The sequence below is a fragment of the Sphingopyxis sp. GW821-FHT12F08 genome (genome assembly GCF_058806755.1).
Genome location: NZ_JBXAQA010000007.1, coordinates 178,777 through 203,345, shown reverse-complemented (window position 1 = coordinate 203,345; position 24,569 = coordinate 178,777). Strand labels below are relative to the sequence as shown.

29 protein-coding genes are annotated in these 24,569 nt (G+C 65.2%); 27 read left to right on the top strand and 2 right to left on the bottom strand.

The window, feature by feature from the left end:
• Positions 1-48 precede the first annotated feature (48 nt).
• A complete protein-coding gene (locus AC1RNQ_RS19015; RefSeq protein ID WP_493173687.1) occupies positions 49-1,170 on the top strand; it encodes a L,D-transpeptidase family protein in 1,122 nt (373 codons plus the stop codon).
• A complete protein-coding gene (locus AC1RNQ_RS19010) occupies positions 1,170-1,775 on the top strand; it encodes a M23 family metallopeptidase (protein ID WP_493173685.1) in 606 nt (201 codons plus the stop codon). Before AC1RNQ_RS19015 ends, AC1RNQ_RS19010 begins: the two co-directional genes overlap by 1 nt.
• Before the next feature lie 120 nt (positions 1,776-1,895).
• On the opposite strand, the gene AC1RNQ_RS19005 is transcribed toward AC1RNQ_RS19010, so the two are convergent.
• Positions 1,896-2,063 (bottom strand): hypothetical protein, encoded by a 168-nt coding sequence (locus tag AC1RNQ_RS19005; RefSeq protein ID WP_493173683.1) that lies wholly within the window; start codon positions 2,061-2,063, stop codon positions 1,896-1,898.
• Positions 2,064-2,224: 161 nt separating this feature from the next.
• Between AC1RNQ_RS19005 and AC1RNQ_RS19000 the strand changes: the two genes are divergently transcribed.
• The 3 genes from AC1RNQ_RS19000 (at position 2,225) to AC1RNQ_RS18990 (ending at position 5,776) form a co-directional block, all read left to right on the top strand.
• Complete coding sequence (locus AC1RNQ_RS19000; RefSeq protein WP_493173681.1) at positions 2,225-4,195, top strand: OPT family oligopeptide transporter; 1,971 nt, start codon at positions 2,225-2,227, stop codon at positions 4,193-4,195.
• A 100-nt stretch (positions 4,196-4,295) separates the two neighbouring features.
• Complete coding sequence (gene efp, locus AC1RNQ_RS18995; RefSeq protein ID WP_493173680.1) at positions 4,296-4,859, top strand: elongation factor P; 564 nt, start codon at positions 4,296-4,298, stop codon at positions 4,857-4,859.
• 98 nt (positions 4,860-4,957) lie between these two features.
• Positions 4,958-5,776: an inositol monophosphatase family protein gene (locus AC1RNQ_RS18990; RefSeq protein ID WP_493173679.1), complete on the top strand. Its 819-nt coding sequence runs from the start codon at positions 4,958-4,960 to the stop codon at positions 5,774-5,776.
• Between the two features lie 87 nt (positions 5,777-5,863).
• On the opposite strand, the gene AC1RNQ_RS18985 is transcribed toward AC1RNQ_RS18990, so the two are convergent.
• The gene (locus AC1RNQ_RS18985; protein ID WP_493173677.1) at positions 5,864-6,328 is read right to left on the bottom strand and encodes a YbjN domain-containing protein; all 465 of its coding nucleotides are present in this window, start codon (positions 6,326-6,328) and stop codon (positions 5,864-5,866) included.
• 224 nt (positions 6,329-6,552) lie between these two features.
• Here AC1RNQ_RS18985 and AC1RNQ_RS18980 point away from each other — a divergent pair, with 224 nt between their 5' ends.
• The 22 genes from AC1RNQ_RS18980 (at position 6,553) to AC1RNQ_RS18875 (ending at position 24,568) form a co-directional block, all read left to right on the top strand.
• Positions 6,553-6,927, top strand: coding sequence for an NADH-quinone oxidoreductase subunit A (locus AC1RNQ_RS18980; protein WP_058809097.1), 375 nt, complete (start codon positions 6,553-6,555; stop codon positions 6,925-6,927).
• Positions 6,924-7,478: a NuoB/complex I 20 kDa subunit family protein gene (locus AC1RNQ_RS18975; RefSeq protein ID WP_493173675.1), complete on the top strand. Its 555-nt coding sequence runs from the start codon at positions 6,924-6,926 to the stop codon at positions 7,476-7,478. Before AC1RNQ_RS18980 ends, AC1RNQ_RS18975 begins: the two co-directional genes overlap by 4 nt.
• Complete coding sequence (locus AC1RNQ_RS18970) at positions 7,478-8,377, top strand: NADH-quinone oxidoreductase subunit C (protein WP_493173673.1); 900 nt, start codon at positions 7,478-7,480, stop codon at positions 8,375-8,377. Before AC1RNQ_RS18975 ends, AC1RNQ_RS18970 begins: the two co-directional genes overlap by 1 nt.
• 35 nt (positions 8,378-8,412) lie before the next feature.
• Complete coding sequence (locus AC1RNQ_RS18965) at positions 8,413-9,630, top strand: NADH-quinone oxidoreductase subunit D (RefSeq protein ID WP_493173947.1); 1,218 nt, start codon at positions 8,413-8,415, stop codon at positions 9,628-9,630.
• Positions 9,627-9,878, top strand: a complete 252-nt coding sequence (locus AC1RNQ_RS18960) for a hypothetical protein (RefSeq protein WP_493173671.1) — start codon at positions 9,627-9,629, stop codon at positions 9,876-9,878. Before AC1RNQ_RS18965 ends, AC1RNQ_RS18960 begins: the two co-directional genes overlap by 4 nt.
• A complete protein-coding gene (locus tag AC1RNQ_RS18955) occupies positions 9,871-10,539 on the top strand; it encodes a complex I 24 kDa subunit family protein (protein ID WP_493173669.1) in 669 nt (222 codons plus the stop codon). Before AC1RNQ_RS18960 ends, AC1RNQ_RS18955 begins: the two co-directional genes overlap by 8 nt.
• A 1-nt stretch (position 10,540) precedes the next feature.
• Positions 10,541-10,702, top strand: a complete 162-nt coding sequence (locus AC1RNQ_RS18950) for a hypothetical protein (RefSeq protein ID WP_493173667.1) — start codon at positions 10,541-10,543, stop codon at positions 10,700-10,702.
• The gene (gene nuoF, locus AC1RNQ_RS18945; RefSeq protein ID WP_493173665.1) at positions 10,703-11,992 is read left to right on the top strand and encodes an NADH-quinone oxidoreductase subunit NuoF; all 1,290 of its coding nucleotides are present in this window, start codon (positions 10,703-10,705) and stop codon (positions 11,990-11,992) included.
• Positions 11,989-12,171, top strand: a complete 183-nt coding sequence (locus AC1RNQ_RS18940) for a hypothetical protein (protein WP_493173664.1) — start codon at positions 11,989-11,991, stop codon at positions 12,169-12,171. The genes nuoF and AC1RNQ_RS18940 overlap by 4 nt, the downstream gene beginning before the upstream one ends.
• The gene (locus AC1RNQ_RS18935; RefSeq protein ID WP_493173662.1) at positions 12,171-12,872 is read left to right on the top strand and encodes a hypothetical protein; all 702 of its coding nucleotides are present in this window, start codon (positions 12,171-12,173) and stop codon (positions 12,870-12,872) included. The genes AC1RNQ_RS18940 and AC1RNQ_RS18935 overlap by 1 nt, the downstream gene beginning before the upstream one ends.
• Positions 12,869-13,561, top strand: coding sequence for a hypothetical protein (locus AC1RNQ_RS18930; protein ID WP_493173660.1), 693 nt, complete (start codon positions 12,869-12,871; stop codon positions 13,559-13,561). The genes AC1RNQ_RS18935 and AC1RNQ_RS18930 overlap by 4 nt, the downstream gene beginning before the upstream one ends.
• On the top strand, positions 13,554-15,566 hold the full coding sequence (nuoG, locus tag AC1RNQ_RS18925) for an NADH-quinone oxidoreductase subunit NuoG (protein ID WP_493173658.1): 2,013 nt from the start codon (positions 13,554-13,556) through the stop codon (positions 15,564-15,566). The genes AC1RNQ_RS18930 and nuoG overlap by 8 nt, the downstream gene beginning before the upstream one ends.
• Positions 15,563-15,703, top strand: coding sequence for a hypothetical protein (locus tag AC1RNQ_RS18920; RefSeq protein WP_493173657.1), 141 nt, complete (start codon positions 15,563-15,565; stop codon positions 15,701-15,703). Before nuoG ends, AC1RNQ_RS18920 begins: the two co-directional genes overlap by 4 nt.
• On the top strand, positions 15,700-16,752 hold the full coding sequence (nuoH, locus tag AC1RNQ_RS18915; protein ID WP_493173655.1) for an NADH-quinone oxidoreductase subunit NuoH: 1,053 nt from the start codon (positions 15,700-15,702) through the stop codon (positions 16,750-16,752). The genes AC1RNQ_RS18920 and nuoH overlap by 4 nt, the downstream gene beginning before the upstream one ends.
• Positions 16,749-17,231, top strand: a complete 483-nt coding sequence (locus tag AC1RNQ_RS18910) for a hypothetical protein (RefSeq protein WP_493173653.1) — start codon at positions 16,749-16,751, stop codon at positions 17,229-17,231. Before nuoH ends, AC1RNQ_RS18910 begins: the two co-directional genes overlap by 4 nt.
• Positions 17,228-17,713, top strand: a complete 486-nt coding sequence (nuoI, locus tag AC1RNQ_RS18905) for an NADH-quinone oxidoreductase subunit NuoI (RefSeq protein ID WP_493173651.1) — start codon at positions 17,228-17,230, stop codon at positions 17,711-17,713. Before AC1RNQ_RS18910 ends, nuoI begins: the two co-directional genes overlap by 4 nt.
• A 168-nt stretch (positions 17,714-17,881) precedes the next feature.
• Entirely contained in the window at positions 17,882-18,493 is a 612-nt protein-coding gene (locus AC1RNQ_RS18900) for an NADH-quinone oxidoreductase subunit J (protein ID WP_493173649.1), read from the top strand.
• Positions 18,490-18,795, top strand: a complete 306-nt coding sequence (gene nuoK / locus AC1RNQ_RS18895; RefSeq protein WP_493173647.1) for an NADH-quinone oxidoreductase subunit NuoK — start codon at positions 18,490-18,492, stop codon at positions 18,793-18,795. Before AC1RNQ_RS18900 ends, nuoK begins: the two co-directional genes overlap by 4 nt.
• 4 nt (positions 18,796-18,799) lie before the next feature.
• Entirely contained in the window at positions 18,800-20,851 is a 2,052-nt protein-coding gene (gene nuoL, locus AC1RNQ_RS18890; protein ID WP_493173645.1) for an NADH-quinone oxidoreductase subunit L, read from the top strand.
• The gene (locus AC1RNQ_RS18885) at positions 20,848-22,419 is read left to right on the top strand and encodes an NADH-quinone oxidoreductase subunit M (protein WP_493173643.1); all 1,572 of its coding nucleotides are present in this window, start codon (positions 20,848-20,850) and stop codon (positions 22,417-22,419) included. Before nuoL ends, AC1RNQ_RS18885 begins: the two co-directional genes overlap by 4 nt.
• Positions 22,416-23,846, top strand: a complete 1,431-nt coding sequence (gene nuoN / locus AC1RNQ_RS18880) for an NADH-quinone oxidoreductase subunit NuoN (protein ID WP_493173641.1) — start codon at positions 22,416-22,418, stop codon at positions 23,844-23,846. Before AC1RNQ_RS18885 ends, nuoN begins: the two co-directional genes overlap by 4 nt.
• Positions 23,768-24,568: a biotin--[acetyl-CoA-carboxylase] ligase gene (locus AC1RNQ_RS18875; RefSeq protein WP_493173640.1), complete on the top strand. Its 801-nt coding sequence runs from the start codon at positions 23,768-23,770 to the stop codon at positions 24,566-24,568. The genes nuoN and AC1RNQ_RS18875 overlap by 79 nt, the downstream gene beginning before the upstream one ends.
• Position 24,569: the final 1 nt, after the last annotated feature.

Here is a 24,569-nt window from a genome sequence, read left to right as displayed (position 1 = left end):
CATCGCGTTCCGGGCGTTGGATAGCCAGGTCCAATTGCAGGAATTGCCATGAAATTCTCAGCTCTGCTCTTCGCCGCCGCCCTGCTCCCGCTTGCCGCATGCGGCGACGGCATCGGCACGGCCGACGCCGAAAAAGCCACCCGAACCGCGCCGAAACAGCCCGAATGGAAGGGCGACGGCATGACGTCACGCGACGGCGAAGCGACGAAGGACGATGTGGCGCGGCCCGAAATGCAACTGCAGGTCGTGCTCGACCGCCTCGGCTTCTCGCCCGGCGTCGTCGACGGCAAGATGGGGCTGTCGACGACCAATGCGCTGAAGGGTTTCCAGGAGGCGAAGGGCCTGACCGTCACCGGCGACTGGGACGAGGCGACCAAGGCCGCGCTGCCGCAGCGGAACGCCATCCCCGCGACACGCATGGTGACCGTGCCCGAAAGCTATACGTCGGGAAGCTATACGCCGCTCCCCGAAAAGCCCGCCGAGCAGGCGAAGCTGATGAGGATGGGTTATGAGACGGTTCTCGAACAACTCTCCGAGCGCTTCCACACGAGGCCCGAGGTGTTGAAGGCGCTCAACCCCGAACTCGACGTCGCCGCCGACCCGGCCGCGGGCACGATTGCGCCGACGCCGACCATCAAGGCGGGCGCGACGCTTCGTGTTCCGAATGTTGGTGCTGACAAGATTGTCGCCGCCGATGTCGACAATCCAGGCTGGCTGGCGACGCTTGCCACGCTTGGCGTCGGCAGCACCCAGCCCAAGGCGGGCAAGATCGAAGTGTCCAAGAAGGCCGGCACGATGAAGGTCTTCGACACCGCCGGCAAGCTGATCGCCTTGTTCACCGTCACCACCGGCTCGGCGCACGACCCGCTGCCGCTCGGCAGCTGGAAGGTCCGCGGCGTCGGGCGCAATCCCGATTATGCCTTCGATCCCGCGCTGCTCCGCGGCGTCGCGGCGAGCGAGGGCAAGCACCGGTTGCCGCCGGGGCCGAACAGCCCGGTCGGCGTCGTGTGGATCGACCTCGACAAGGAACATTACGGCCTGCACGGCACCCCCGAGCCGCAGCATATCGGGCGCAGCGAAAGCAACGGCTGCGTGCGGCTGACCAATTGGGACGCGGCGCGGCTCGCACAGATGGTCGCGCCCGGCACCAAGGTGGATTTCGTCGCCTGATGCGCTGGCAGGTCGCCATCAAGCCGATGCTGTGGACGGCGCTGGTCACCGCGATCCTGACCTCGCTCTATTGGATCACGACCTATGATCTGCTGGGTCGCCCCGCCGCCGCATCGACGGTGGGGTCGGTATGGCGCCCCGAGGCAGTGGCCGATCGGCGAACCGATATCGCGATCGCCATCCCGGTCGAGGGGATCAAGGCCTCCGAACTGATCAACAGCTGGGATCAGAGCCGCGCCGAGGGCCGGCTGCATCGCGCGATCGACATCCCAGCGCCGGTCGGCACCCCGGTGCTCGCCGCAATGGATGGCCGGGTCGAGAAGCTGTTCAATTCGGATCGCGGCGGCCTGACCATTTACCAGCGCGCCGATGACGGCCATCTGATGCTCTATTATGCGCATCTCCAGGGCTATCGTCGCGGCCTCTCCGAGGGACAGGCGGTCACGCGCGGGCAGGTGATCGCGACCGTCGGCGCGAGCGGTAATGCCGATCCCGCCTTTCCGCACCTCCATTTCCAGATGCTGCGGACGGTACCCGGCGCCGACTGGAATGCCGGCGAGCCGATCAATCCCTATCCGCTGCTCGCCGGAAAGGCGCGGCGCTAAGGTCCGCGCTGTCTGGATGCGCAATTCGTTACCGTAGCCCTGAGCCTGTCGAAGGGCGCTTCGCGGAGAGGCGCCCTTCGACAGGCTCAGGGCTACGGTCTATAAAGACAGGGCGCCGCTTTAGCTCGCCGGAGAGTCGCGCCCCGGCGCGGGTTTGTCTTTGGACGGTTTGTCGTCGCCTTCCTTGCGCCAGCCGAATAGTCCGGCACAGGGCGCCTCGCGGCGGGGCAGGGCTTTGCGCACGCGCCGGGAGGGGCGCAGCTCATCTGAAAGTTTCCACGTCATCATGGCGGCTCCTCTGCCACCGCGTGTGGCGGCCATATTGGATCGTTGCGTCAAAAGACCGTCGGCCCGTCGTTTTTGGCGTTTCGGTCCAACGGCTTCGGTTCGTGGCTTTTTGCTTGCGCTGGACGCGGCGCCCCGCAAGACAGCGACCGGGGAGATATTTGATGACCGAAACCACCACGCCGACCACCCGCGGGCGCGAACTCACGCTGCGCGCGATCCTGCTCGGCGGCCTGCTCACTTTGATGTTCACCGCGGCGAACGTCTATCTGGGGCTCAAGGTCGGGCTGACCTTCGCGACCTCGATCCCCGCGGCGGTGATCTCGATGGCGCTGCTGCGCTATATGGCGGGTTCGACGATCCTCGAAAATAATATCGTCCAGACGATCGCCAGCGCGGCGGGCACGCTCGCGGCGATCATCTTCGTGCTCCCCGGGCTCGTGATGGTGGGCTACTGGCAGGGCTTCCCGCTGATCCAGACCACCGCGATCACGATGCTCGGCGGCATATTGGGTGTCCTTTTCTCGGTCCCGCTGCGCCGCGCGCTCGTCGTCGATTCGGACCTGCCCTATCCCGAAGGCCGCGCGGCCGCCGAAGTGCTGCAGGTCGGCGCCGCGAGCGCCGAGGGCGCGGCAGAGAATAAAGCGGGCCTGTCGGCGCTGCTGTGGAATTCGATCGTCGCCGCAGCCTTTACCCTGCTCACCCAGATGAAGCTCGCAGGCGCCGAAGTCGCGCGCTGGTTCGCGGTCGGCAGCGGCGCAACCGGGATCGCGGGCGGGCTCGCCTTCGCGCTGTTCGGCGTCGGCCATCTCGTCGGCCTGTCGGTGGGCATGGCGCAGCTCGTTGGGCTGATCACCGGCTGGTGGGTGCTGCTACCGATCCTGACCCAAGGCGGATTGGGGGGCGGACCCGGCGACCCCGAGACGCTTGCCAACACCGTGTTCCGCGCCGATGTGCGCTTCTTCGGCGCGGGGGTGATCGCGGTCGCCGCGATCTGGACGCTGGTCAAGATCGCCGGCCCGGTGCTCGGCGGCATCCGTTCGGCGATGGCGGCAAGCCGTGCACGCCAGGGCGGGCAGGCGCTCGCAATCGAGGAACAGGATATGTCGATCACCTGGGTGTTCGGCGGCTCGCTGTTCCTGATGCTGCCGATCGGCGTGCTGCTCTGGTCCGAACTGGCGGGCGGGCCGCTGGCGCACGCGTCCTTCGCGCTGATCGCCGGCGCGATCCTCTTCATCATCATCGTCGGGCTGATGATCGCCTCGGTCACCGGCTATATGGCCGGACTGATCGGCGCATCGAACTCGCCGGTGTCGGGGATCGGCATCCTCGCGATCATCGCCTCATCGCTACTGCTGCTCGGCCTGCTCGGCCGCGGCGGGGGCGAGGCCGAAGTGAGCGCGATGGTCGCCTATGCGCTGATCGTCACCGGGCTGGTCTTCGGCATCGCGACGATCTCGAACGACAACCTCCAGGATCTGAAGACCGGTCAGCTCGTCGGCGCGACGCCGTGGAAGCAGCAGGTCGCGCTGATCATCGGCGTGATCTTCGGCTCGCTCGTCGTGCCGCCGGTGCTCAACGTGCTCAACGAGACCGTGGGCTTTGTCGGCGTCCCCGGTGCGGGCCCCGAGGCGCTCGCCGCGCCGCAGGCCGGGTTGATCTCGTCGCTGGCAAAGGGCGTGCTCGGCGGCGACCTCAACTGGACGATGCTCGGCTATGGCGCGCTCGCCGGGGTCGGCTTCATCATCGTCGATGCGCTGCTTGGCCGCGCGGGCAAGCTGCGGCTTCCCCCCTTGGCCATCGGAATCGGCATCTACCTGCCAATGGCGGTGATCCTGCCCGTGGTGATCGGCGCGGTCGGCGGCTGGTTCTACGACCGCTGGGCGTCGCGGCGCCCCAACGCCGGCTTCGCGCACCGCATGGGCGTGCTCACCGCGACCGGGATGATCGTCGGCGAGAGCCTGTTCGGCGTGCTCTATGCCGGCATCGTCGCGGGCACGGGTAGCGACACGCCGCTCGCGGTCGTCGGCGACGGCTATGCGCCCTATGCGCCGTGGATCGGCCTGCTGCTGTTCGTCGCCCTCGTGTGGCTCAGCTACAAGCGCACGCGCGATATGGTCACCGCCACGCCTTGACTTGCCCTTCGCCGCATCGGCGGCTAAAGGCGCGCTCCTGTGACCGGCATATCCAGATATGCCGGCGGCTCTTTCCATCCTTGTGTAGCGAGTGTGCGCGATGAAAATCACCGGCGTTGAAATCCGTCCCGGCAATATTATCGAATTTGAAAAGGGGATCTGGAAGGTCACCAAGATCCAGCACACCCAGCCGGGCAAGGGCGGCGCCTATATGCAGGTCGAAGCCAAGAACCTGATCGACGGCCGCAAGCTCAACAACCGTTTCCGCAGCGCCGATACGGTCGAAAAGGTCCGTCTCGACACCAAGGATTTCCAGTATCTCTATGCCGAGGGCGATGACCTGGTCTTCATGGACAAGGACAGCTTCGAGCAGATCACGATCGCCAAGGACGTCGTCGGCGAAGCGCACGAGTTCCTGCAGGACGGCATGGACGTCGTGCTCGAGCTGTGGGAAGAGCGCCCGATCTCGGTCGAGCTGCCCGAAACGATCGAAGCGACGATCGTCGAGGCCGATGCGGTGGTGAAGGGGCAGACGGCCTCCTCGTCGTACAAGCCCGCGATCCTCGACAATGGCGTGCGCGTGATGGTGCCGCCGCACATCACTTCCGGCACCCGCATCGTCGTGCACGTCTACGACCGCGAATATGTCCGCCGCGCGGACTGAATAACGTCGCCCCCGCGAAGGCGGGGGCCGCTGGCAACCTTGCGCTACGCTGATAGCGGCCCCCGCCTTTGCGGGGGCGACGCGTTGGAGATCGAACAATGGCCGTATCGGGCATCATCACCGTCATGGAACGCGCCGCGCGCAAGGCGGGCACCAAGCTGCGCCGCGACTTCGGCGAGATCGAGCATCTGCAGGTTTCGCAAAAGGGGCCCGCGGACTTCGTTTCGAAGGCCGACCAGGCCGCCGAGCGCACCCTCTATGACGAACTGACCCACGCGCGTCCGGGCTGGGGCTTCCTGATGGAGGAGGCCGGCGAGATCGAGGGCGATCCCGGCAAGCCGCGCTTCATCATCGACCCGCTCGACGGCACCTCGAACTTCCTCCACGCGATCCCGCAGTTCGCGATCTCGATCGCGGTGCAGGAACCCAAGCCCGGCGGCGGCTGGGGCGACGTCACCGCGGGGCTGATCTACCAGCCGGTGACCGACGAAAGCTATTGGGCCGAGCGCGGCCGCGGCGCCTGGCTGCACGACCGGCGCCTGCGCGTCGCGTCGCGCCGCCATCTCAACGAATGCCTGGTCGCGACGGGCATCCCTTTCATGGGCCATGGCGACATGGCGCAGTGGAGCCGCATCTTCGGCGCGGTCGCGCCCGAAGTCGCCGGCATTCGCCGCTTCGGCGCTGCCAGCCTCGACCTCGCCTGGGTCGCGGCGGGGCGCTTCGACGGCTTCTGGGAGAGCCAGCTCAATATCTGGGACGTCGCGGCGGGCATATTGCTGGTGCGCGAGGCGGGCGGTTTCGTCAGCGATTTTCGCGGCGGCGACCGCGCGATCGAGCGCAGCGAGTTCATCGCCGGCAGCGCTGCGGTGCATTCGAAGCTGCAGAAGCTCGTCGCGGGGGCATTGCGCAACGCCTGAATTAAGCACTGTAGCCCTGAGCCTGTCGAAGGGCGCCTATCCGAGAGGCGCCCTTCGACAGGCTCAGGGCTACGGTTTATGCGGCAATCATTCCCCCCGCACGAACGTCCGGAAACTGCCCATTAGCCCGGTCCAGGTGTTGACCAGTTCGCCGACATTCTCGCGCGGCAGCCCGCCGAAGTCGAGGTCGACATCCATCGCCAGCACCGGGTCGCCCTCGTCGTCCCGATAGGCGCGCGCGAAGCGCTTGTCGCGGTTCCACTCGTTGAGCCGTTCGAGCGTGACCTCCTTCGCGTCGGTGAAGCCCATGAAGAATTGTAGCGTCTTGCAATTCTTGCCGTCGGTGCAGTTCATGAAGCCGACGACGAACAGCTCGCCGTTGCGGCTCGCCTTCAGCACGGGGGATTCGCCGGCCCTGGCATCGATCGCGGTCTTCCACCCGTGCGACTCGATCAGCGTCGCGATCACATTGGGCGATTTGGCGTCGATCAGTTCGGCGCTCGCCGGCGACGCCATCGCCAGCGCGAGTCCCGCGACGCAATATCTCGCCATTTTTCGCATATCAGCCCCCGTTTCCCGCGCCGCGCGATGCGTCGCACCCTCGACCCCATAAGCGGTCTATCACGTCCTTCGCCGATGCCGCCAGCACGGCCTGTGCTTTTGGTCACAGGGGGGACCATTTTTCCTGCCCGCGGCGCTTGCGAGGCGCGCGTTGCTGGCCTAAAGCGCCCGCAACAACAGGGCGCCCAAGCGCCCCAAAAAGACTGCGAGCTCCCATGGTCGACCTGACGCAATATCTGCCGATCCTGATCTTCCTGTTCGTGGCTGTCGGCCTTTCGGCCGCATTTGTGTTCCTGCCGATGGGCGTGTCGCGCCTGACCGGCGCGCACAGGCCCGATCCGGCGAAGCTGACCGAATATGAATGCGGCTTTCCCGCATTCGAGGACGCGCGCAGCCAGTTCGACGTGCGTTTCTATCTCGTCGCGATCCTCTTCATCATCTTCGACCTCGAAGCGGCCTTCCTCTTTCCCTGGGCGGTCAGCCTCGAGGAAATCGGCTGGGCCGGTTGGGCCACGATGATGATTTTCCTCGCCGAACTCGCGCTCGGCCTTGTCTATGCATGGAAGAAAGGGGCGCTGGATTGGGAATGAGCAATTCGAGCATCCTGATGCCCGGCCAGCTGCCGGTGGCGCCCGGGACCAATCCCGATGCGGGTTTTTTCGACGACCTCAACAGCGAGGTCGGCGACAAGGGCTTTCTCGTCACCTCGACCGAGGATCTGTTCAACTGGGCGCGCACCGGCTCGCTCTGGTGGATGACCTTCGGGCTCGCCTGCTGCGCGGTCGAGATGATCCACGTCAACATGCCGCGCTACGACATGGAGCGCTTCGGCGTCGCGCCGCGCGCTTCGCCGCGCCAGAGCGACGTCATGATCGTCGCGGGGACGCTCTGCAACAAGATGGCGCCGGCGCTGCGCCGGGTCTACGACCAGATGTCGAACCCGAAGTACGTCATCTCGATGGGCAGCTGCGCCAATGGCGGCGGCTATTATCACTATAGCTACAGCGTCGTGCGCGGCTGTGACCGTATCGTGCCCGTTGACATCTATGTCCCCGGCTGCCCGCCGACCGCCGAAGCTCTGCTCTACGGCGTGATGCAATTGCAGCGGAAGATCCGCCGCACCGGCACGATCGAACGCTGATGGGCCATCCTGCTCCTCTGGTCGCCCCGCAGTCGGGCCTTGCCGCCGCGCTCAAGAAACTGCTCGGCAAGGACCTGCTCGCGCATGATTTTGCCGCCGACGAGGACAGCATCACCGTCGATCGCGACGCGATCGCCGGGGTGATGATCGCGCTGCGCGACAATCTCGAATATCAGCAGATGATGGAGATCGCCGGGGTCGACTATCCCGAGCGCGCCGAGCGCTTCGAGGTCGTCTATCATCTGCTCAGCGTCACGAAGAACCATCGCCTGCGCGTCCGCGTGTCGACCGACGAGGCGACGCCGGTGCCGACGATCGTTCCCGTGTGGCCGAACGCCGGCTGGCTCGAGCGCGAGGTGTTCGACATGTACGGCGTGCTCTTTGCGGGCAATCCCGACCTTCGCCGCATCCTCACCGATTACGGCTTCCAGGGCCATCCGCAGCGCAAGGACTTCCCGCTGACCGGCTATACCGAGCTGCGCTACAGCGAAGAGGACAAGCGCGTGGTCTATGAGCCCGTGCGGCTCGCGCAGGATTTCCGCAACTTCGACTTCATGTCGCCGTGGGAAGGCGCCGACTATGTGCTGCCCGGCGACGAAAAGGCCGGCGGCACGGGCGAGGCCCCGGGCAAGGGCGCGCCGACGCCGATGACCGCCAAAGAGGTCAAGGCCGCCGACGACAAGGCGAAGGCGCCACCGCCGCCGACCCCCAAGACGACCGAGAAGCCCGAGCAGACCGGTGCTGGCGCGAAGGCGAACCTGAAGGCCGCCAAGACCAGCCGCGACGGCGCGAAAGCCAAAGTCGCGACCAAGGAGGCCAAGACGCCCGCGACGACCAAGGCCGAAAAGGCGCCCGCGAAGCCGCGCGCGCCGCGCAAGCCCAAAGGAGGCGACGCATGACCGACTCTCCTTATGTGAAGCACCACGGCAGCGACATGTTCGAGGGCTATCCGGTCGATACCGCCGACACCGCGGGCGACCAGACCGTCACCAACTACACGATCAACTTCGGCCCCCAGCACCCCGCGGCGCACGGCGTGCTGCGCATGGTGATGGAGCTTGACGGCGAGATCATCGAGCGCGTCGATCCGCATATCGGGCTGCTGCATCGCGGCACCGAGAAGCTGATCGAGTACAAGACCTATCTCCAGGCGCTGCCCTATTTCGACCGGCTCGACTATTGCTCGCCGCTCGGCATGGAGCACTCATACGTGCTGGCCATCGAGAAATTGCTCGACCTCGAGGTTCCCGCGCGCGCGCAGTATCTCCGCACCTTGTTCGCCGAGCTGACGCGCATCTGCAACCACATGCTCAACATCGGCAGCCACGTCATGGACGTCGGCGCGATGACCCCGAACCTGTGGATCTTCGAGCTGCGCGAGGATTGCCTCAACTTCTTCGAACGCGCCTCGGGCGCGCGCATGCACAGCGCGTATTTCCGTCCGGGCGGCGTGCATCAGGACGTCCCCGAAAAGCTGCTCGTCGACATCGGCGAATGGTGCGACAAGCGGCTGCCGGAGCTGTTCGGCGACGCGATGAGCCTGGTCATCGACAACCGCATCTTCAAGCAGCGCAACGTCGATATCGCGACGGTGAGCAAGGAAGACGCACTCGCATGGGGCTTCTCGGGCCCGATGATCCGCGGCAGCGGCATCGCGTGGGACTTGCGCAAGTCGCAACCCTATGACGCCTATGCCCAGATGGACTTCGACATCCCCGTCGGCACGCGCGGTGACTGCTACGACCGCTTCATGGTGCGCGTCGAGGAAGTCTATCAGTCGGCGAAGATCATCAAACAGTGCCTGCGCGACATGCCGGGCGGCCCGATCGCCAGCCTCGACCGCAAGGTCGTCCCGCCCAAACGCGGCGAGATGAAGCAGTCGATGGAATCGCTGATCCATCACTTCAAGCTCTACACCGAGGGTTTCCACGTCCCCGCCGGCGAGGTTTATGTGGCGACCGAAAGCCCCAAGGGCGAATTCGGCGTCTATCTGGTCAGCGACGGCACCAACAAGCCGTACCGCTGCAAGATCCGCCCGACGGCGTTCAGCCACCTCCAGGCGATGGACTTCATGTGCAAGGGCCACATGCTCGCCGACACCACCGCGATCATTGGCGCGATCGACGTCGTGTTCGGGGAGTGCGACCGGTGAGTTCTCCAGCTGAATTGGCCCATGCCGAATATCAGGGCTTTCTGGTCGGCTACTTTGGCACGATTGTCGCGGTGCTCGCCGGCGGTTTCTATTTCGCTCGGTCGCTGGGCAAGAAAAAGGGCGTCAAGCTGGTGTGGTGGCCGATCGTGGTGGGCCTCGTAATTGCTGTTCTGGGCGTTGTGGGCTTCAATCCCGATGAGAAGAAGCAAGAACTTCGTGACAATTATGGACTTGGATCCAATGGCTGACGCACCCCAAATCCCCGACGAAGCCGAAACCCGCGCGCGCTGGGGCGCGTTCGCCTGGACCGCCGAGAATGCCGACAAGGCGAAGGCCGTCGTCGCGCGCTACCCCGCGGGGCGCCAGCGTTCGGCGGTGATGCCGCTGCTCGACCTCGCGCAGCGCCAGGTCGGGGCCGAGACGAACACCCAGGGCTGGCTGCCCGTGCCGGTGATCGAGTTCGTCGCGGGCCAGCTCGATATGCCCTTCATCCGTGCCTATGAGGTCGCGACCTTCTACACCATGTACAATATGGCGCCGGTCGGCCGTTATCATGTGCAGGTGTGCGGCACGACGCCGTGCCTGCTGCGCGGTTCGGACGATGTGATGGCGGCGTGCAAGAACCGCGGCATGGCCAAGGGCAAGACCACGCCGGACGGGCTGTTCACGTTGACCGAGGTTGAATGCATGGGCAATTGCGCCAACGCGCCGATGGTCCAGATCAACGACGATAATTTCGAAGACCTCGACTACGACAGCACCACGCGCATCCTCGACGCGCTCGCCGCGGGCGAGACGCCCAAGGCGGGGACGCAGAATCCGCAGCGCCACACCAGCGAGCCCGAAGGCGGCCCGACGACGCTCAAGGAAATGGTGTCGGCGAACCATGACTACCGGAAGGAATGGTGAGATGACGCAAAAGGACATCATCCTGATCCTCGCCGTGATCGGTGCGCTCGCCATCCTCGGCTTCATCCTGCGCGTCACCTTTGCGCTGCTGGGGCCGCTGGTCCTGATCGCGATCGGCTATTTCGCCTATCGCGCGTGGCAAAAGCACGGCGGGGGACGCTAAATGCTCGCCGACAAGGACCGCATTTTCACCAATATCTACGGCTTCCAGCCGTGGAACCTGAAGTCGGCGCAAATGCGCGGCGACTGGGACAAAACCAAGGATTTGATGAAGCGCGGCCAGGACGCGATCATTGAGGAGATCAAGGCGTCGGGCCTGCGCGGCCGCGGCGGCGCGGGCTTCCCCACGGGGCTCAAATGGTCGTTCATGCCGAAGGAGCCGCGCGCCGACCGCCCGAGCTTCCTCGTCATCAACGCCGACGAGTCCGAGCCGGGCTCGTGCAAGGACCGCGACATCATCCGCCACGATCCGCACAAGCTGATCGAGGGCGCGCTGATCGCCGGCTATGCGATGCGCGCGCGCGCCGCCTATATCTACATCCGTGGCGAATTCATCCGCGAGGCCGAGACGCTCTTCGCCGCGGTGCAGGAGGCCTATGACGCCGGCCTGCTCGGCAAGAATGCCGCCAAGTCGGGCTATGATTTCGACGTCTTCGTCCACCGCGGCGCCGGCGCCTATATCTGCGGCGAAGAAACCGCGATGATCGAAAGCCTCGAGGGCAAGAAGGGCCAGCCGCGCCTGAAACCCCCGTTCCCCGCGGGCGCAGGCCTCTATGGCTGCCCGACGACGGTGAACAATGTCGAGAGCATCGCGGTCGTCCCGACGATCCTGCGCCGCGGTCCGGCCTGGTTCTCCAGCTTCGGGCGCGAGAACAACAAGGGCACCAAGCTCTTCCAGATCAGCGGCCATGTGAACAAGCCGTGCGTCGTCGAGGAAGAGATGAGCATCAGCTTCCGCGAACTGATCGACAAGCATTGCGGCGGCATCCGCGGCGGCTGGGACAATCTGCTCGCGGTGATCCCCGGCGGTTCGTCGGTTCCGCTGGTTCCCGCGGCCGAGATCATCGACTGCCCGATGGACTTCGACGGGCTGAAAGCCGTCGGTTCGGGGCTCGGCACCGCTGCGGCGATCGTGATGGACAAGTCGACCGACGTCGTCCAGGCGATCAGCCGGATCAGCTATTTCTACAAGCATGAAAGCTGCGGCCAGTGCACGCCGTGCCGCGAGGGCACCGGCTGGATGTGGCGCGTGATGGAGCGGCTGCGCACCGGCGACGCCGACATCAGCGAGATCGACACGCTCTACGACGTCACCAAGCAGATCGAAGGCCACACGATCTGTGCATTGGGCGATGCGGCAGCCTGGCCGATCCAGGGGCTGATCAAGCACTTCCGCCCCGAACTCGAACGCCGCATCCGCGACAATGGCGGTGCGCTGGAGGCGGCGGAGTGAGCGAGGCCGAGCGCCTTGGACTGTTGCTGATCGTCGTCGTGGCGATGCTGGCGTTCGGCGTGCGGGCCCTATGGGGTTCGTCGGAGCCGAAGCCGTCGGCGAAGAACGGCTGGCGCAAGGTGCCGCCGAAGACCTCGGGACGCTGGTTCGACGAGCCAGGTGTCGGGGGAAACGACTGATGCGCGCCGCCTCTCTTCTGGCGGTGGCCGCTATGGTTGCGGGCGCGATGCCGACCGACGCGTCGGCGCAGCGCACCGGAACGCGTATCGGCAAGACCGCGACCAAATATGATACAAACGAGACGATGACGCTGGTCACCGCCTGCATGGCGGAGCGGCGCAATGCGATTTCACGCGAGATTCTCTCGACCCTGCCCGGCACCGACGCCGAATATCGCGTGATGCTGCGCAGCGAGGGGCCGCTCGGCATTTGCATGGACGACGAGCGTTTTGTCCTCGACGGCAAGAAGCTCGAATTCACCGGACGGGCCCTGCGGCCGTCGCTCGGCGTGGCGGTCGCGCGGCAATTGATCGCGGACAGCAATGGTGCCGCTACGGTGCAGGCCAGCGACAAGCCTTGGTTCGCAGAGGCGCTCGATGCCGTGCCCGAGGGCGCGGAACTGGATACGCCGCTGCTCGCGCTGTTCGAAATGGGTGACTGCCTCGTCAGCCGCGAAAGCGCGGGCGCGATGGAACTCGTCATGTCCGAACCCGGCAAGGGCGGGCAGGGGCCGGCGATGCGCAAGCTGATTCCGCACCTGTCGCACTGCGTGGTGGCGGGACAGGAAATCGAAATCACGCCGGAGGTGCTGCGCTTCGCCGTGGCCGAACCGATCGTCCATCGTTTTCAACCGGTTGTCGAAGTGGGAGGTACGCAATGATCATGCTTGCATTTGCCCTTCTTGCCGCAGCGCAGGCGCCGCAGGACAATAGGTCGGCGCCATCGGTGACCCCGCCGTCAAGCATGGGACGCTGGGACGAGCATCGCGAGCTTCGCGAGAAGATGGATCGGCAGGACAAGACGCGCTCGGCTTCGGCGCAGCAGCTCGTGCCCAAGCAGCAGGTGATGAACGATTTCGCCGCGTGCATCTGGCGCCAGTCGCCCGACCGCGCGCGCGCCGCGCTTGGTACCGCGATCGACACCCCCGCGGAGCGCGACGCGCTCGTTTCGGTGGCCGCGTTCGATGCCTGCAGCGACGCGCCGTACATCAGCGGCCATAGCGGCGAATTCCGCGGGGCCTTGGCGGAGAGCGGACTCCACGCTGATCAGGGCCGCAAGGCGCGGCTTGGTGCGTTGGCGCCCGTTGCCGCGACCCGTGTGGCCATCGCCAAGGGCCGCAGCTTCGTCGCCAGCTTTTCGAGCTGCATCGCTTCGGCCGACCCCGCCGGGTCGCTCGCGCTGCTCGGCACGGCGCTTGGTTCGCGCGAAGAGGTTGCCGCCATCCGGGCGATGGGCACCGCCTTGTCGGGCTGCATGCCCGAGGGTGCGAAATATGGCGTCGACGTGCGCGACGTGCGCAATCACATCGCCGACGCATTGTATCGAATGAGTGAGGTGTCGGGTGCCTAAAGTTACCGTTGACGGCGTAGAACTCGACGTTCCGCAGGGCGCCACCGTTCTGCAGGCGTGCGAGTTGGCAGGGAAGGAAATCCCGCGCTTCTGCTATCACGAACGCCTGTCGATCGCCGGCAATTGCCGCATGTGCCTGGTCGAGGTCGCCCCCGGGCCGCCGAAGCCGCAGGCGTCGTGCGCGCTGCCGACCGCCGAGGGGCAGGTGATCAAGACCGACAGCCCGATGGTCAAGAAGGCGCGCGAAGGGGTGATGGAGTTCCTGCTCATCAACCACCCGCTCGATTGCCCGATCTGCGACCAGGGCGGCGAGTGCGACCTGCAGGACCAGTCGGTCGCCTATGGCCGCGGCGCGACGCGTTACGACGAGAACAAGCGCGCGGTGACCGAGAAATATATGGGTCCCATCGTCAAGACGGTGATGACCCGCTGCATCCAGTGCACGCGCTGCGTTCGCTTTGCCGAGGAAGTCGCGGGTGTCGAAGATATCGGCGCGATCTATCGCGGCGAGAATATGCAGATCACGAGCTATCTCGAGAACGCCGTGCAGAGCGAGCTGTCGGGCAATGTCGTCGACCTCTGCCCCGTCGGCGCGCTGACCAGCAAGCCCTATGCGTTCGAAGCGCGCCCGTGGGAGCTTTCGAAGACGCTCGGCATCGACATGATGGACGCGGTCGGCACCAATGTGCGCATCGACGCGCGCGGGCGCCAGGTGCTGCGCGTGCTGCCGCGTGTGAACGACGATGTGAACGAGGAATGGGCGAGCGACAAGACGCGCCACCATGTCGACGGCCTCGTTCGCCGCCGCCTCGACCGTCCCTATGTCCGCAAGGACGGCGCGCTGGTCGAAGCGAGCTGGGCCGAGGCCTTTGCCGCGATCAAGGCGGTGAATGCGGGTGCGTCGGTCGCCGCGATCGCCGGCGACCTCGCCGATTGCGAGACGATGTTCGCGGCCAGGGCGCTGGTGACCGCGCTCGGCGGCAGCCTGCTCGAGGGGCGCCAGACCGGGCTCGATTACGACGTGACGAGCCTGTCGGCGGTCAATTTCAACACGGGCATCGCCGAGGCGGAGAATGCCGACGTCATCCTGCTCGTCGGGACGAACCTGCGCTGGGAAGCGCCGCTGATCAACACCCGCGTCCGCAAGGCAGTGTGGAAGAAGGGCGCGAAGGTCTTTGCGATCGGCCCCGAAACCGACCTCACCTACAAGACCGAATGGCTCGGCGACGATGCCGCGCTCGTCGCGAAGCTGCCCGCGCATGTCACCGACGCGCTGAAGGGCGCCGAGCGGCCGATGCTGATCTTCGGCGGCGGCGCTTTGTCGGTGCCCGGCGTCCACGGAGCGGGCCTCGCGCTCGCCAAGGCCGTGAACGCGGTCAAGGACGGCTGGAACGGCTATAATGTCGTGCATTTCTCGGCCGCGCGCATGGGTTCGCTGATGCTCGGCTACGGCCTGCCCGGCGGCATCAAGGACGTCATCGCGGCCAAGCCGAAGCTCGCCTTCTTCCTCGGCGCCGACGAGGTCGATTTCGCGGCGCTGCCGGGCACCTTCAAGGTCTATGTCGGCCATCATGGCGACAAGGGCGCGCATGCCGCCGACGTCATCCTGCCCGCGGCCGCGTGGACCGAAAAGGACTTCACCACGGTCAACACCGAGGGCCGCGTCCAGCGCAGCGACAAGGCGGTTTTCGCGCCGGGCGACGCGCGCGAGGACTGGAGCATTTTCAGGGCCTTGGCCGACACGCTCGGCGTCTCGCTCGGCTTCGACAGCTTCGCCGAATGCCGCGCCGCGATGATCGCCGCGGTACCCGCGCTCGGTGTCGAGGGGCTCGCCGACTATGGCTGGACGGTGCCCAAGCTGCCCGCCAAGCCCGAGGCGCGCGCGATCCCGTCGCCGATCAAGGATTTCTACCTCACCAATGCCATCTGCCGCGCGTCGCCGACGATGCTGCGCTGCTCGGAAGAGCTGATCCATGGCGTCGACTTTGCGGAGGCCGCGGAATGACCCCGGTACATGCCATTGCCAGCATCCTGTTCGTCGGGATGGGCTATTCGGTCTGGCGGGGTTTCAACCCCAAGGGCAAGTCGGATCGGCCCGGCCCGCATAACGGCTGGCGCAACCAGGACGGCGCGAAGAAATGACCGAGGCCTTCATCTCGTGGGGCATGGACCCGACATGGGCGTGGGGCGTCGCGACGATCTGTGGCATCCTGCTCATCGCGCTGCCGCTGATGCTCAGCGTCGCGATGATCATCTATGCCGATCGCAAGATCTGGGCGGCGATCGCGCTGCGCCGCGGCCCGAACGTCGTCGGCCCCTTCGGCCTGCTCCAGAGCTTCGCCGACGGCCTGAAAGTGTTCCTGCAGGAAACGATCATACCCACCTCGGCCAACCGCGGGCTGTTCCTGATCGCGCCGATCATAACCTTCTCCGTCGCGCTGATGGCGTGGGCGGTGATCCCGTTCAATTCGGGCGCGGTGCTCGCCGACATCAATGTCGGGCTGCTCTACATCCTCGCGATCTCGTCGCTCGGGGTGTACGGCGTGATCCTGTCGGGCTGGGCGTCGAATTCAAAATATCCCTTCTTTTCTGCGATGCGCGCCTCGGCGCAGATGATCTCCTATGAAGTCTCGATCGGTTTCATCCTGATCGGCGTCGTGCTTTACGCCGACAGCTTCAACATGAATGAGATCGTCAAGGCGCAGCAGGGCCACGGCTTCGGCCTTGTCAACGCCTTCGGCTTCAACCTGCTGCTTTTCCCGCTCGCGGTGATGTTCCTGATCTCGGCGCTCGCCGAAACCGCGCGCGCGCCCTTCGATCTGACCGAGGCCGAAAGCGAACTCGTCGCGGGCTACCAGACCGAATATTCGTCGATGAGCTTCGCGCTCTTCTGGCTCGGCGAATATGCCAATGTGCTGTTGATGTGCACGCTCAACGCGGTGCTCTTCTGGGGCGGCTGGCTGCCGCCGCTCAACATCGACCTGATCCCCTGGTTCGACATCCCGGGCTGGGTGTGGCTGTTCGGCAAGATCCTGTTCTTCTTCTTCGTGTTCAGCTGGGTGAAGGCGACCGTCCCGCGCTACCGCTACGACCAGCTGATGCGGCTGGGCTGGAAAATCTTCCTGCCGATTTCGCTGATCTGGATATTCCTGATCTCGGGCTGGCTGATGCTGACGAGGTATGGGGCGTGATCGTCACGGCGATGGCCCTTTTTGCCGTTCAGGCGCCTGTACTGCGAGATGTGCGGGATGACGCTGCAGGACCTGTTCCGGATTCGCCTTGGACGAATCGGGACTATTCGCTGCAATGCGATGTGTCTGACGGCACAATGCGGCGCGGGCGCTTTGCCCTGACTCTGAATAATGACGATGGGTTAGATCGAGTCCAGATTTCCGGAGATGATCAGCACGGTTTCAATACGAACGGTTTTGTCAGTGCTGGGTTGGCTCCTTCTCTTCCTCTTCCTGGTCCAAACTTTATGTTGAGGCACCTCTATTTTGACGCCGAAAATGGCGCCTACGTCCAAATCACACAGGCATTCGGGCAGGGCGTGCTGAAATCCACATCCTTTATCGCGCGTCACACATCCGAATCCGGTGGTATTCCGAATACGCAGCAAGCGCTGGGTTTCTGCTCTCCAACTAGTAACGAAAACGAGGCTGGCCAATGAGTGTCACCCATCTCATCAAAAGCTTCACGCTGTGGGAGTTTGTCAAAGCCCATTGGCTGACGCTCAAATATTTCTTCAAGCCCAAGGCGACGATCAACTATCCGTTCGAGAAGAACCCGCTGAGCCCACGCTTCCGCGGCGAGCATGCGCTGCGCCGCTATCCCAACGGCGAGGAACGCTGCATCGCGTGCAAGCTGTGCGAGGCGGTGTGCCCTGCGCAGGCGATCACGATCGAGGCCGAGCCGCGCGACGATGGGTCGCGCCGCACGACGCGCTACGACATCGACATGACGAAGTGCATCTATTGCGGCTTCTGCCAGGAAGCGTGCCCGGTCGATGCGATCGTCGAGGGGCCGAACTTCGAATTCGCGACCGAAACGCGCGAGGAACTGCTCTATGACAAGGCCAAGCTGCTCGCCAATGGCGACAAATGGGAACGCGCGATCGCGGCGAATCTTGCCGCCGACGCGCCCTATCGATAAGGGCGCCGCGATGTGTGATTCAGGTGAAATGATCCTCCCCGGAACGGGGAGGGGGACCACCCGCAGGGTGGTGGAGGGGCACGCGGTGTCGAACGCTGTGGATGCGGGCCTGTGCCCCTCCACCATGCTTCGCATGGTCCCCCTCCCCCGTTGGGGGAGGATCGGATCGTGATTCAGGTCGCTGCTTTCTGGCTCTTCGCCACCCTCATGGTCGCTTCGGCGGCGATGGTGATCTTTGCCCGCAACCCGGTCCACAGCGTGATGTGGCTGATCCTCGCCTTCTTCAACGCGGCGGGGCTGATGCTGCTCGCGGGGGCGGAGTTCATCGCGATGCTGCTCGTCATCGTCTATGTCGGCGCGGTCGCGGTGCTGTTCCTCTTCGTCGTGATGATGCTCGACATCGATTTCGCCGAGTTGCGCGCCGGTTTCGTGCGCTATCTGCCGCTGGGTGCGCTCGTCGCGGTCATCCTCGCGGCCGAGCTGGTCTTCGCGGTCGGCGCGTGGAGCGCGGGGGGCATCGACCTCGCTGCGCGCGCCGCGCCCGCGGTGACCGACAAGAGCAATATCCAGCAGATCGGCGAATTGCTCTACACGAAGTATATCTTCCTGTTCGAGGCGGCGGGCATCGTGCTTCTCGTCGCGATGATCGGCGCGATCGTGCTGACGCACCGCAGCCGCGGCGGCGTGCGCACCCAGAATATCTCGGCGCAGAACCAACGCCGGCCCGAAGATGCGACGCGCCTCGTCGATCCGGGCGTCGGGCAGGGGGTCCAGCTGTGATTTCGGTCGGCCATTATCTCGCCGTTTCGGCGGTGCTGTTCACGATCGGCGTGCTCGGCATCTTCATCAACCGCAAGAATATCATCGTCATCCTGATGGCGATCGAGCTCATCCTGCTCGCGGTGAACATCAACCTCGTCGCGTTCAGCGCCGCGCTCGGCGATCTCGTCGGGCAGGTGTTCTCGATGTTCGTGCTGACCGTCGCCGCAGGCGAAGCGGCGATCGGCCTTGCCATTCTCGTGATCTATTTCCGCGGCCGCGGCACCATTGCGGTCGATGACGCCAACCGGATGAAGGGGTAAGCCGGTGATCCAGGCGATCGTTTTCCTGCCGCTGCTCGCGGCACTTGTCGCAGGGCTGGGCCAGCGGGCCATCGGCCCCTTCGCGTCGAAGCTGGTCACCACCGGCGCGCTGTTCACCAGCTGTGCCTTGAGCTGGCCGATCTTCCTGTCCTTCGTGTTCGGCACCGGCCATACCGAGGTCGTGACCGTGCTCCACTGGGTCAGCTCGGGCGCGCTCGAGTTCAACTGGGAGCTGCGCGTCGATACGCTGACCGCGGTGATGCTCGTCGTGATCACGACGGTGTCGGCGCTCGTCCACCTCTATAGCTGGGGCTATATGGAGGAGGATCCGGACCAGCCGCGTTTCTTCGCCTATCTGTCGCTCTTCACCTTCGCGATGCTGATGCTCGTGACCGCGAACAACCTCGTCCAGATGTTCTTCGGCTGGGAGGGCGTCGGCCTTGCCTCCTATCTGCTCATCGGCTTCTGGTACAAGAAGCCGAGCGCCAACGCCGCGGCGATCAAGGCGTTCGTCGTCAACCGTGTGGGTGACCTCGGCTTCATGCTCGGCATCTTCGGCACCTTCCTGGTGTTTGGTACTGTCTCGATCCCGACGATCCTCGAAGCGGCGCCGGGCATGGCGGGCTCGTCGATCAGCTTCCTTGGCATGCGCCTCGACACGATGACGATCCTCTGCCTGCTGCTGTTCATCGGCGCGATGGGCAAGTCGGCGCAGCTCGGGCTGCACACCTGGCTTCCCGACGCGATGGAGGGCCCGACCCCGGTGTCGGCGCTGATCCACGCCGCGACGATGGTCACCGCGGGCGTCTTCATGGTGTGCCGCCTGTCGCCGATGTTCGAGACCGCGCCGATCGCGCTCGGCGTCGTCACCTTCGTCGGCGCCGCGACCTGCTTCTTCGCCGCGACCGTCGGCACGACGCAGTGGGACATCAAGCGCGTCATCGCCTATTCGACCTGTTCGCAGCTCGGCTACATGTTCTTCGCCACGGGCGTCGGCGCCTATGGTGCGGCGATGTTCCACCTGTTCACCCACGCCTTCTTCAAGGCCTTGCTGTTCCTCGGCGCCGGCTCGGTCATCCACTCGATGCACCACGAACAGGACATGCGCTATTATGGTGGCCTGCGTAAGCACATCCCCATCACTTTCTGGGCGATGACGCTCGGCACGCTGGCGATCACCGGCGTCGGCATCGCCGGGGTCGCGGGCTTCGCGGGTTTCCACTCGAAGGACGGCATCCTCGAGGCGGCCTTCGCTGCGGGCGGCGGCGGCACGATCGCCTTCTGGGTCGGCATCTTCGCTGCGCTGCTCACCAGCTTCTATTCGTGGCGCCTCGTCTTCCTGACCTTCTACGGCAAGCCGCGCTGGGAGCAGAGCGAGCATATCCAGCACGCGGTGCACGATCATCACCACGATCATCCGGCGGACGAGCACGCCGCCGACGAGCATGCGCACCACCACCACGATGCGCACGGCGACGGCACCGCGGGCTATCACCCGCACGAGAGTCCGGTCACGATGTTGATCCCGCTGATCATGCTGTCGATCGGCGCGGTGTTCGCGGGCTTCGTCTTCTCGCACCCATTCATCTACGCGGAAGAAGGCGCCGCCTTCTGGCATGGAAGCATGCTGGCGTTCGACGAGCATCTGATGCACGCCGCGCACGAGGTGCCGACCTGGGTCAAATGGACGCCGTTCACGGTGATGGCGATCGGGCTGTTCCTCGCGTGGAACAGCTATATCCGCAACACCACGCTGCCGGGGCGCTTCGTGGCGCAGTTCAAGCTGCTCCACCAGTTCCTTTATAACAAATGGTATTTCGACGAGCTCTACGACGCGATCTTCGTCAAGCCGGCCTTCGCGATCGGCCGCTTTTTCTGGAAGCGCGGCGACGAGCAGACCATCGACCGCTTCGGTCCCGATGGCGCGGCGACGCTCGTCGCAGGGGGAACGCGGCTCGCGGTGCGGCTGCAATCGGGTTATGTATATGGATATGCGTTCGTGATGCTGCTCGGGCTTGTCGGCCTCGCCAGCTGGGCCATGGTGAATTTCCTGTGAGCGGGCTTCCTTTCCTCTCGCTGCTGCTTGCGGTTCCCGCGGTCGCGGCCGTCGCCTGCCTGTTCGTCGGCGAGCGCAACGCGAAGTTCGTCGCGCTCGGTGCAACCCTGGTCAATTTCGCGCTCAGCCTCGTCATGTGGTCGCAGTTCGATATTGGCGGCGCGCAGTGGCAGTTCCAGGAACTGCACAAGGGGCTGTTCGGTCCCTTCGACTATGCGCTCGGCATCGACGGCCTCGCGCTGCTGCTGATCGTGCTCAGCACCTTCCTGATGCCGCTCTGCATCCTCGCGAGCTGGGAGGCGATCACCAAGCGCGTCGGCCTCTACATGGCGATGTTCCTCGCGATGGAAGTCGTGATGATCGGCGTCTTCGCGGCGCAGGACTTGCTGCTCTTCTACATCTTCTTCGAGGCCGGCCTGATCCCGATGTATTTCATCATCGGTATCTGGGGCGGCGCGAACCGCAAATATGCGGCGTTCAAATTCTTCCTCTACACGCTGCTCGGCTCGGTGCTGATGCTCATCGCGATGATCGTGATGATCGCGGAGGCCGGCACGACCGACATCCCGACGCTGATGAGCTACAACTTCCCGGTCGATATGCAGACCTGGCTGTGGCTCGCCTTCTTCGCCAGCCTCGCGGTCAAGATGCCGATGTGGCCCGTCCACACCTGGCTTCCCGACGCGCATGTGCAGGCGCCCACGGCAGGCTCGATGATCCTGGCGGGCGTGCTCCTCAAGATGGGCGGCTACGGCTTCATCCGCTTCATGATGCCGATGTTCCCCGAGGCATCGGCGCAGCTGATGTGGATCGTCTTCGGCCTGTCGATGGTTGCGGTGGTCTACACCAGCCTCGTTGCGCTGGTGCAGAGCGACATGAAGAAGCTGATCGCTTATTCGTCGGTCGCGCATATGGCGATCGTCACCGCGGGCCTCTTCGCCTTCAACCAGCAGGGCATCGAGGGCGCGATGATCGTCATGCTCAGCCATGGCGTGGTGTCGGCCGCGCTCTTCTTCTGCGTCGGGGTGATCTACGACCGGCTCCATACGCGCGAGATCGACCGTTACGGCGGCCTCGCGGTGAACATGCCGGCCTATGCGCTGTTCTTCATGCTGTTCACCATGGCGTCGATCGGTCTGCCGGGCACCAGCGGCTTCGTCGGCGAATTCCTGAGCATCGCTGGCATTTACGAAGCCTCCAGCTGGGTCGCCTTCATCTGCACCACCGGCATCATCCTCGGCGCCGCGTACATGCTCTATCTCTACCGCCGCGTCGTATTCGGCGAACTCACCAAGGACGATGTGAAGGCGATGCCCGATCTCAACCCCCGCGAATGGGCAATCATGGCGCCGCTGGCCGCCGTGGCGCTGTGGATGGGCGTCTATCCCGAAAGCTTCCTCGCGCCGATGCGCGGCGACGTGACCACCGTGGTCGCGCGCCTCGCCCCCGCGAAGCCCGCGGGCGACGCGCATGTCAGCGCGGGCAAGCCCAAGGCGGCTGAAAAGCATGGCGAGGGCCATGGTGAGGCACCCGCCGGCGAAGCGCATCATGCGGGAGGCAGCCAATGACCGCTGATCTCGCCCTCATCTGGCCCGAACTGATCCTGACGATCGGCGGGCTGATCACGTTGATGCTCGGCACCTTTCTCGGCGATCGCCAGGTCGGGCTGTACCAGCTCGCCGCGCTGCTCACGCTCGGCGCCGCCGCGGTCGCCGTGGTCGCGCTGTTCGGCACCAACGCCACGGTCTTCTCGAACACGCTGTCGGTCGATGCTTTCGGCGGCTTCGCGAAGCTGATCATCTACGGCGCCAGCGCCGTGTCGATCCTCGTCGCGCCGCGCTTCTTCACCAGCGGCATGCGCGCCGAATATCCGGTGCTGATCCTCTTCGCCGCGCTCGGCATGGGGATCATGGCCTCGTCGCGCGATCTGATGACGCTCTATGTCGGGCTCGAGCTCAACAGCCTGGCCGCCTATGTGCTCGCCAGCTTCATGCGCACCGACGAAAGGTCGAGCGAAGCCGGGCTCAAATATTTCGTCCTCGGCGCGCTCGCCTCGGGCATGCTGCTCTATGGCATCTCCTTGCTCTACGGCTTCGCGGGATCGACCGATTTCGCGACCATCGCGACGCGCATGGGCGGCGAGCTCAACATCGGGCTGATCTTCGGCATCGTCTTCGTGCTCGCCGGCCTTGGCTTCAAGGTCAGCGCGGTGCCGTTCCACATGTGGACCCCCGACGTCTATGAAGGCGCGCCAACCCCGGTCACCGCCTTCTTCGCCAGCGCCCCCAAGGTCGCGGCGATGGCGCTGATGACGCGCGTCGTCATCGACGCGATGGGCCCCGCGGTCGGCGCCTGGCAGCAGATCATCATCTTCCTCGCGCTCGCCTCGATCATCCTCGGCGCGGTCGGCGCGATCGGGCAGAAGAATATCAAGCGCCTGCTCGCTTACTCGTCGATCAACAATGTCGGCTTCATGCTCATCGGCCTCGCCGCGGGAACGCAGGCGGGGGTCGAGGCGGTGCTGACCTATCTGCTCGTCTATGTCGTGACCACCCTCGGCGCCTTCCTCGTCGTGCTCCAGCTGCGCGATGCCGACGGCAACCAGATCGAGAGCATCCCCGCCCTCGCTGGCCTGTCGGAGCGTCGCCCCGGCCTCGCCGCGGCGATGGCGGTGTTCATGTACAGCCTCGCGGGCATTCCGCCGCTGTTCGGCTTCTGGCCGAAATACCTCGCGTTCCAGTCTGCGGTGAATGCGAACCTCGTGCCGCTCGCGGTGGCGGGCATCGTCGCCTCCGTCATCGGCGCATATTATTACATCATGATCATCAAGACGATGTATTTCGACGACAAGTCGGAGGTCGAGATCAGCGGCGGCGGCAACATGGTCGAAGGCGCGATCATGACCGTCAGCGCTTTGTGGCTGTCGATCGTCGGCTATCTCTTCATTCCCATGCTGGGCGTCGCCTCGGCCGCCGCCGCGTCGGTGCTGTTCTGATCCCGCCGATCGAGCGGATCGCGGAGACAGGTTCGACCAACGCCGACCTGCTGGCGCGGCTGGCTGGCGGCGAGCATGTGGGCGAGGGGCATTGGCTCGTCGCCGACCGCCAGACGGCGGGCCGCGGCCGCCTCGGGCGCGACTGGAACGACGGGCAGGGCAATTTCATGGGCTCGACCGTCGTCCATCTGGCCGCCGGCGATCCGTCGCCCGGGACACTGGCGCTGGTCGCCGGGGTGGCGCTGGCGAAGGCGGTGGCGGCGCTGGCTCCCGGGCTCGGCGCGCAGCTCAAATGGCCCAACGACCTGCTCGTCGACGACGCCAAATGCGCGGGCATCCTGATGGAGCGCAGACGCGACAGCATCGTCATCGGTATCGGCGTCAATCTCGTCGCCGCGCCCGAACTGCCCGATCGCCCGACCGCTTCGCTCGCCGACAAGGGGGCGGCCCTCGACCGCGACCGCTTTGCCGATGCGCTGGCCATCGCGATGACCGATGCGCTCTGGACCTGGCGGCAGGAGGGCATCGGGCGCATCATCGCCGCCTGGCTGCCGCAGGCGCACCCGGTCGGCACACCGCTCCGCGTCTCCGAACAGGGCATCGACGGCTTTTTCGACGGCCTCGCGCCCGACGGCGCGCTGCGCTTGCGCCGCGAGGGCGGCGAGACCATGTTGATCTATGCGGGTGACGTAGAACTCCGCCGGCCCGTGGAGGGGAACTGAG

What these genes read in the sequence shown, in the direction of transcription:
- nuoN (WP_493173641.1), top strand. Translation starts at nt 22,416, where the DNA reads ATGACCGCTGATCTCGCCCTCATCTGGCCCGAACTGATCCTGACGATC.
- nuoF (WP_493173665.1), top strand. Translation starts at nt 10,703, where the DNA reads ATGCTCGCCGACAAGGACCGCATTTTCACCAATATCTACGGCTTCCAG.
- AC1RNQ_RS18965 (WP_493173947.1), top strand. Translation starts at nt 8,413, where the DNA reads ATGTTCGAGGGCTATCCGGTCGATACCGCCGACACCGCGGGCGACCAG.
- AC1RNQ_RS18930 (WP_493173660.1), top strand. Translation starts at nt 12,869, where the DNA reads ATGATCATGCTTGCATTTGCCCTTCTTGCCGCAGCGCAGGCGCCGCAG.
- AC1RNQ_RS18975 (WP_493173675.1), top strand. Translation starts at nt 6,924, where the DNA reads ATGAGCAATTCGAGCATCCTGATGCCCGGCCAGCTGCCGGTGGCGCCC.
- AC1RNQ_RS18950 (WP_493173667.1), top strand. Translation starts at nt 10,541, where the DNA reads ATGACGCAAAAGGACATCATCCTGATCCTCGCCGTGATCGGTGCGCTC.
- AC1RNQ_RS18985 (WP_493173677.1), bottom strand. Translation starts at nt 6,328, where the DNA reads ATGGCGAGATATTGCGTCGCGGGACTCGCGCTGGCGATGGCGTCGCCG.
- AC1RNQ_RS18935 (WP_493173662.1), top strand. Translation starts at nt 12,171, where the DNA reads ATGCGCGCCGCCTCTCTTCTGGCGGTGGCCGCTATGGTTGCGGGCGCG.
- AC1RNQ_RS19005 (WP_493173683.1), bottom strand. Translation starts at nt 2,063, where the DNA reads ATGATGACGTGGAAACTTTCAGATGAGCTGCGCCCCTCCCGGCGCGTG.
- AC1RNQ_RS18920 (WP_493173657.1), top strand. Translation starts at nt 15,563, where the DNA reads ATGACCCCGGTACATGCCATTGCCAGCATCCTGTTCGTCGGGATGGGC.
- nuoI (WP_493173651.1), top strand. Translation starts at nt 17,228, where the DNA reads ATGAGTGTCACCCATCTCATCAAAAGCTTCACGCTGTGGGAGTTTGTC.
- AC1RNQ_RS18980 (WP_058809097.1), top strand. Translation starts at nt 6,553, where the DNA reads ATGGTCGACCTGACGCAATATCTGCCGATCCTGATCTTCCTGTTCGTG.
- AC1RNQ_RS19000 (WP_493173681.1), top strand. Translation starts at nt 2,225, where the DNA reads ATGACCGAAACCACCACGCCGACCACCCGCGGGCGCGAACTCACGCTG.
- AC1RNQ_RS18990 (WP_493173679.1), top strand. Translation starts at nt 4,958, where the DNA reads ATGGCCGTATCGGGCATCATCACCGTCATGGAACGCGCCGCGCGCAAG.
- AC1RNQ_RS19015 (WP_493173687.1), top strand. Translation starts at nt 49, where the DNA reads ATGAAATTCTCAGCTCTGCTCTTCGCCGCCGCCCTGCTCCCGCTTGCC.
- AC1RNQ_RS18955 (WP_493173669.1), top strand. Translation starts at nt 9,871, where the DNA reads ATGGCTGACGCACCCCAAATCCCCGACGAAGCCGAAACCCGCGCGCGC.
- AC1RNQ_RS18970 (WP_493173673.1), top strand. Translation starts at nt 7,478, where the DNA reads ATGGGCCATCCTGCTCCTCTGGTCGCCCCGCAGTCGGGCCTTGCCGCC.
- nuoH (WP_493173655.1), top strand. Translation starts at nt 15,700, where the DNA reads ATGACCGAGGCCTTCATCTCGTGGGGCATGGACCCGACATGGGCGTGG.
- efp (WP_493173680.1), top strand. Translation starts at nt 4,296, where the DNA reads ATGAAAATCACCGGCGTTGAAATCCGTCCCGGCAATATTATCGAATTT.
- AC1RNQ_RS19010 (WP_493173685.1), top strand. Translation starts at nt 1,170, where the DNA reads ATGCGCTGGCAGGTCGCCATCAAGCCGATGCTGTGGACGGCGCTGGTC.